Origin of the sequence: Hydrogenophaga sp., assembly GCF_018780075.1 — a bacterium.
GTDB lineage: Bacteria > Pseudomonadota > Gammaproteobacteria > Burkholderiales > Burkholderiaceae_C > Hydrogenophaga.
The window spans coordinates 1-4969 of record NZ_JADMKB010000062.1 but is presented as its reverse complement, the minus strand read 5'-3'; the positions used below and the strand labels follow the sequence as shown (position 1 = coordinate 4969).

Annotated in this window: 5 protein-coding genes; 2 read left to right on the top strand and 3 right to left on the bottom strand. The window is 67.1% G+C overall.

What is annotated here, in order from left to right:
• The 3 genes from IV088_RS12750 to IV088_RS12740 form a co-directional block, all read right to left on the bottom strand.
• Positions 1 to 737 (bottom strand): DctP family TRAP transporter solute-binding subunit (locus IV088_RS12750; protein ID WP_291102450.1); only part of this gene is annotated, 737 nt, incomplete at its 3' end.
• 76 nt (positions 738 to 813) lie between these two features.
• Positions 814 to 2061, bottom strand: a complete 1248-nt coding sequence (locus IV088_RS12745; protein WP_291102447.1) for an enolase C-terminal domain-like protein — start codon at positions 2059 to 2061, stop codon at positions 814 to 816.
• A gap of 38 nt (positions 2062 to 2099) precedes the next feature.
• Positions 2100 to 2882 carry an SDR family oxidoreductase gene (locus tag IV088_RS12740; RefSeq protein ID WP_291102444.1) on the bottom strand — a complete coding sequence of 261 codons (783 nt, stop codon included), beginning with the start codon at positions 2880 to 2882 and terminating at the stop codon, positions 2100 to 2102.
• A gap of 139 nt (positions 2883 to 3021) precedes the next feature.
• Here IV088_RS12740 and IV088_RS12735 point away from each other — a divergent pair, with 139 nt between their 5' ends.
• Positions 3022 to 3819, top strand: a complete 798-nt coding sequence (locus IV088_RS12735) for a FadR/GntR family transcriptional regulator (protein ID WP_291102442.1) — start codon at positions 3022 to 3024, stop codon at positions 3817 to 3819.
• A 55-nt stretch (positions 3820 to 3874) separates the two neighbouring features.
• Positions 3875 to 4885, top strand: coding sequence for a 2-dehydro-3-deoxygalactonokinase (locus IV088_RS12730; protein ID WP_291102439.1), 1011 nt, complete (start codon positions 3875 to 3877; stop codon positions 4883 to 4885).
• The last annotated feature ends 84 nt before the right edge of the window (positions 4886 to 4969 follow it).

The window sequence follows — 4969 nt, the reverse complement described above, 5'->3', positions numbered from 1 at the left end:
GCCACCAGCGCCACCGGCGTGTAGACGTGGTTGGTCACCGAGATGAACTTCTGCACTTCCTGCATCTTGTTGGAGTACATGTGCACCAGCGGGTTTTCCTGTCCGTCGAGTGCCTTGATCTCCAGCGCCGGGAACACCTCTGCAAAGGCCATGGGCACAGCGTTGGCGCCAATGGTTTTCCAGGTTTCGAGCGCCACGGGGTTGGCCATCACGCGGATCTTCAGGCCGGCCACGTCTTCCAGCTTGTTCACGCTGCGCTTGCTGTTGGACAGGTTGCGAAAGCCCATGCCGGTCCAGGTCAGGCCCACCAGGCCGGCGGGTTCGATCTTCTGGAAGATCGCTTTGGACGACGCGCCGTCGAGCACCGCGTAGACCTCTTTTTCGTTCTGGAACATGAAGGGCAGGTCCCAGACCTGAACTTCTTTCACGCGGGTGGACAGCGGTGCGAGCGTGCCGATGTACAGCTCCTGCGTGCCCGACTGCACCGCCTGCAGCTGCTTCTCGTCGCTGCCCAGGGAACCGCCGTGGTAGGCCTGTACCTTCACGTTGCCCTTGGTGTAGGCGGTGGCCAGCTCGGCGAACTTGTTCATCGCCGCTGCCTGGGGGTGGGTCTCGGGCATGGCGTGGCCGATCTTGGCCTTGACTTCGGCCAGCGCGGCGGTCGAGCACAGCGCGAGCGCGGCGCCCACCATCAGTGTGAGGCGACGCAGTGCGAAACGGGTAGAGGTGGATGTCATGCTGTTGTCTCCGTCTTGGTGGGGGGTGGAAGTTCGGTGCTGGAGGCCCAAGCGCCTGCAGTGCCGCGAAAGGGGTTCAGGGTGTCTGCAGGCTGCCGTCGGTCAGCCGGGTCTGGGTCCAGGTGGTCACGTTGACCTCGCACGGGTACTTGGCGGCCTCGGCTTCGTCCAGGTCCACACCCAGGCCGGGCTTGTCGTTGGCATACACATAGCCGTTGCGGAACTCGGGCAGACCGGGGAACACGTCCAGCAGTGCTTCGCGCGGCCCCTTGAGTTCCTGGATCACGAAGTTCGGCGGCTCGGTGCCCGACCATTCCTGCACGCCGAAGTTGCGTGCGGCCAGGTCGATGTGGATGTTGGCGGCGTGGGCCAGCGGCGACATGTCGCCCGGACCGTGCCAGGCGGTGCGCACGCCGTACTGCTCGGCAAACAGCTGCAGCTTGCGCCCCGGCGTGATGCCGCCCACCTGGCTCAGGTGCACGCGGATGAAGTCGATCAGGCGCTCGGCGATCAGGTTGCGCCACTCGAAGGGGTGGTTGAACAGCTCGCCCTGGGCCAACGGAATGCTGGTCTTGTCACGCAGCTGGCGGATCCACTCACCTTCTTCCAGTGCGATCGCGTCTTCCAGGAAAAACAGCTCGAAGGGTTCCAGCGCCTGGGCGAAACGGATGGCGTCGCTGGGCTTGAGCCGTTCGTGCACGTCGTGGCACAACTCGACATCAAAGCCCACGTGGCTGCGGATGTGGTCGAACATCTTGACCGTGTCGCGCATGTACTTTCGCGCGTCCAGGTACACGCCGGCCGGCGCGTGCTCGGGCGCGTTGCCCGGCGCGGCACCGAAGCCACCACCGCCGTAACCGCCGCTCTGGCAGCGGATGTGTGTGATGCCCTGCTCTTGGTACTTCTGGATGTTGTCGCACAGCTCGCTCAGGTCTTTGCCGTCGGCGTGGCGGTAGATCGGCACGCCCTCGCGCACCTTGCCGCCAAACAGCTGGTACAGCGGCATGTGGGCCAGCTTGCCCTTGATGTCCCACAGCGCCATGTCGATGCCGGAGATGGCGTTGTTCTCGATCGGGCCGTTGCGCCAGTAGGCGTTCTGGTGCATCAGCTGCCAGAGTTCTTCGATGGCATGCACGTCGCGGCCCACCACCAGCGGCCTGAGGTACTCCTCGATCAGGCACTTCACCGCGAGGTGCCGGTAGGCAAAGGTGGCGCAGCCCAGGCCGTAGAGGCCCGGCTGGTTGGTCTCGACCTTGACCACCAGCAGGTTGATGCCTTCGGGGGCGGTCAGGATGACATTGACGTCCGTGATGAGCGTGGACATGGGGGCTTCTCGTGAATCGGTGCGGGGTGGTGAACGGCTCAGAGCACGGCCAGCCAGCCGCCATCCACGTAAATGATCTGGCCGTTGACGTAGTTCGACGCGGCGGAGGCCAGGTAGATCGCGGTGCCCACGAGCTCTTCGGGCTTGCCCCAGCGCTGCGCCGGGTTGCTGCTTTTCACCCAGGCGTCGAAGCTCGGGTTGTTCACCAGCGCCTCGTTCATGTCGGTGAGGATGTAGCCGGGCCCGATGGAGTTGGCCTGGATGTCGAACTGCGCCCACTCCGCCGCCATGGCCTTGGAGAGCATCTTGATGCCGCCCTTGGCCACCGTGTACGGCGCCACCGTGGCGCGCGCGGCCTCGCTGGTGAGCGAGCCGATGTTGATGATCTTGCCGCCCTGGCCGCGCGCGATCATGCGGCGCGCCGTGGCCCGGCCCACCAGGAAGGCGGCGGTCAGGTTGGTGTCCATGACCCGGTTCCAGTCGGCCAGCGGCAGATCGACCATGGGCTGGCGGTGCTGGATGCCGGCGTTGTTGATCAGGATGTCGATGGCCAGTCCCTGCTGGTCGAAACCGGCGAAGGCCGCGTCCACCGAGGCTTCGTCGGCCACGTCGAAGGCCGCGCCCACCGCGTCCAGGCCGAGCGCCTGGAGCTGGCCCACGGCCGTGTTCACCGCCTCGGTCTGCCGGCTGTTGAGGATGACTTTGGCGCCCGACTCGGCCAGGCCGCGGGCCAGGGCCAGGCCGATGCCGCGGGTGGAGCCGGTGATCAGTGCGGTGCGACCGCTGAGGTCAAACATGGATGGGCTGGCTGTGGATTTCATGGCGGCGAATTTATATTACGTATGATGTTTGAAATACTATGGAAAACCCTAGGTCTTCAGATGATTCAAGGTCGTTGATACTCTGGGCGTGACTTGATTTCTTTGAGATTCATTTGTCATACCTCATATATAAAACATCATGAATCCACGACCCAATGCGCCCCGCGCCACCTTTCAGGAACAGGTCCTGGACACGCTGGGCAGGGAAATCTGTTCGGGCCAGATCCGGCCTGGGCAGCTGTTGCCGCCCGAGGCCGATCTGTGCGCCCGTTTCGGCTTCAGCCGCATCGTGATCCGCGAGGCCATCAAGTCGCTGGCGGCCAAGGGGCTGCTGGAGGTGACGCGGCGGGTGGGCACCCTGGTGCTGGAGCCCACGCGCTGGAACCTGTTTGACCCCGACATCATTTTTTGGCGCGCCGAGTCCGCCGTGTTCGACCCCATCCTCTCGCGCGACCTGATGGAAATGCGGCGCGTCATCGAGCCGGCCGCCGTGCGCATGGCCGCGCTGCGCGCCAGCGACGAAGACCGCCGCAACCTGCGCGCGGCCTACATGGCCATGGCGCGCGCCGTGGCCGGCAAGGGCGACTACGTGAAAGCCGACCTGGCCTTTCACACCACCATCCTCTCGGCCTGCGGCAACCAGTTCGTGCGCCAGATGCAGGACGCCATGTCGGCCCTGCTGCGGGTCAGCTTCGACGTGATCACCACCAAACCCGGCGGGCCGGCGCACTCGCTGCCGCTGCACGAAGCGGTGTGCGTGGCCATCGAGCAGGGCGACGCCGAGGCCGCCGAACGTGCCGCGCTGATCCTGATCGACGGCGCCGAAGAAGACCTGCGCGAGCTGGTGCCGATGCGCACGGCGGAAGCGCGCAATGCCCCCGCCACGCCCGCCACGCCCGCCACACCCCGCCCGCGCAAGGCGACGCCGGTGGCCTGAGCGCCGTTCGCGCGGCCAAGGGCCTGCGCGGCCCATTGTCACAAGGAATGAAACCATGAATCCGACCGCCAGCCCGGCCCCCACGGGCGGCCTGATCGGCCTCGACTGGGGCACCAGTTCGCTGCGCGCCTTTCGCATGGACGCGACCGGCGAGGTGCTGGACACACAGCGCCGCCCCTGGGGCGTCATGAACCTGCCCCCGGCCGCCGACGGCCAGCCCGACGCGGCGCGCGCCACCGCTTTCGAACGCGCCTTGGAAGACGCCTGCGGCCCCTGGCTGCTCGCCGAACCCTCGCTGCCGGTGCTGGCCTGCGGCATGGTGGGCAGCGCGCAGGGCTGGCGCGAAGCCGCCTACCTCGACGCGCCCGCCTCGCTGGACGACCTGGCCCGTGGTCTGACCACGGTGGAGTACGGCAAGGGCACACCAGTGCACATCGTGCCGGGTCTGATCCAGCGTGGCGCCTTGCCCAACGTGATGCGCGGCGAAGAAACGCAGGTGCTCGGCGTGCTGGCCGGGCGGCCCATGGCGGCCGACACCACCGTGCTGATCGGCCTGCCCGGCACCCACAGCAAGTGGGCCACGGCGCAGCCGCGCGGCATCCTGCACTTCCACACCTTCATGACCGGCGAGGTGTTCGCCGCCCTGCGCGCTCACACCATCCTGGGCAAGACCATGCAAGACGCGGCCACGCCCGACGACGCGGCCTTTGCCCGTGGCCTGGCGGTGGCGCGGTCGGCCGAGGGTGACCTGGGCCTGCTCTCCAACATCTTCAGCACCCGCACCCTGGGTCTCACCGGGGCCCTGTCCGCCACGGCGCAGGTCGACCACCTCTCGGGCCTGCTGATCGGGCATGAAGTGGCCAGCCTCGCGCGTCAGCACGGCAGCGGCGCGCGCGTGGTGCTGTGCGGCGAGCCCGACCTGTGCCGCCGCTACGCACTGGCGCTGGCCGTGTACGGATTCGGCACCCCCGAGATCGCCCCGCAGGCCACCGCCCGGGGGCTGTGGCAGATCGCGGTCGCCGCTGGCCTCGTGGCCGCAACTCCCTCACCCCGGAGCCTCCTTTGATGCACCCCACACCCTCTCCACTGGCCGCCGCCTTGCAGCAGTGCGGTCTCATCGCCATCCTGCGCGGCCTGCGGCCTGAAGAAG

Excerpts from the sequence above, each read along its gene's own strand:
- IV088_RS12745 (WP_291102447.1), bottom strand. The coding sequence starts at position 2,061 with ATGTCCACGCTCATCACGGACGTCAATGTCATCCTGACCGCCCCCGAA.
- IV088_RS12740 (WP_291102444.1), bottom strand. The coding sequence starts at position 2,882 with ATGAAATCCACAGCCAGCCCATCCATGTTTGACCTCAGCGGTCGCACC.
- IV088_RS12735 (WP_291102442.1), top strand. The coding sequence starts at position 3,022 with ATGAATCCACGACCCAATGCGCCCCGCGCCACCTTTCAGGAACAGGTC.
- IV088_RS12730 (WP_291102439.1), top strand. The coding sequence starts at position 3,875 with ATGAATCCGACCGCCAGCCCGGCCCCCACGGGCGGCCTGATCGGCCTC.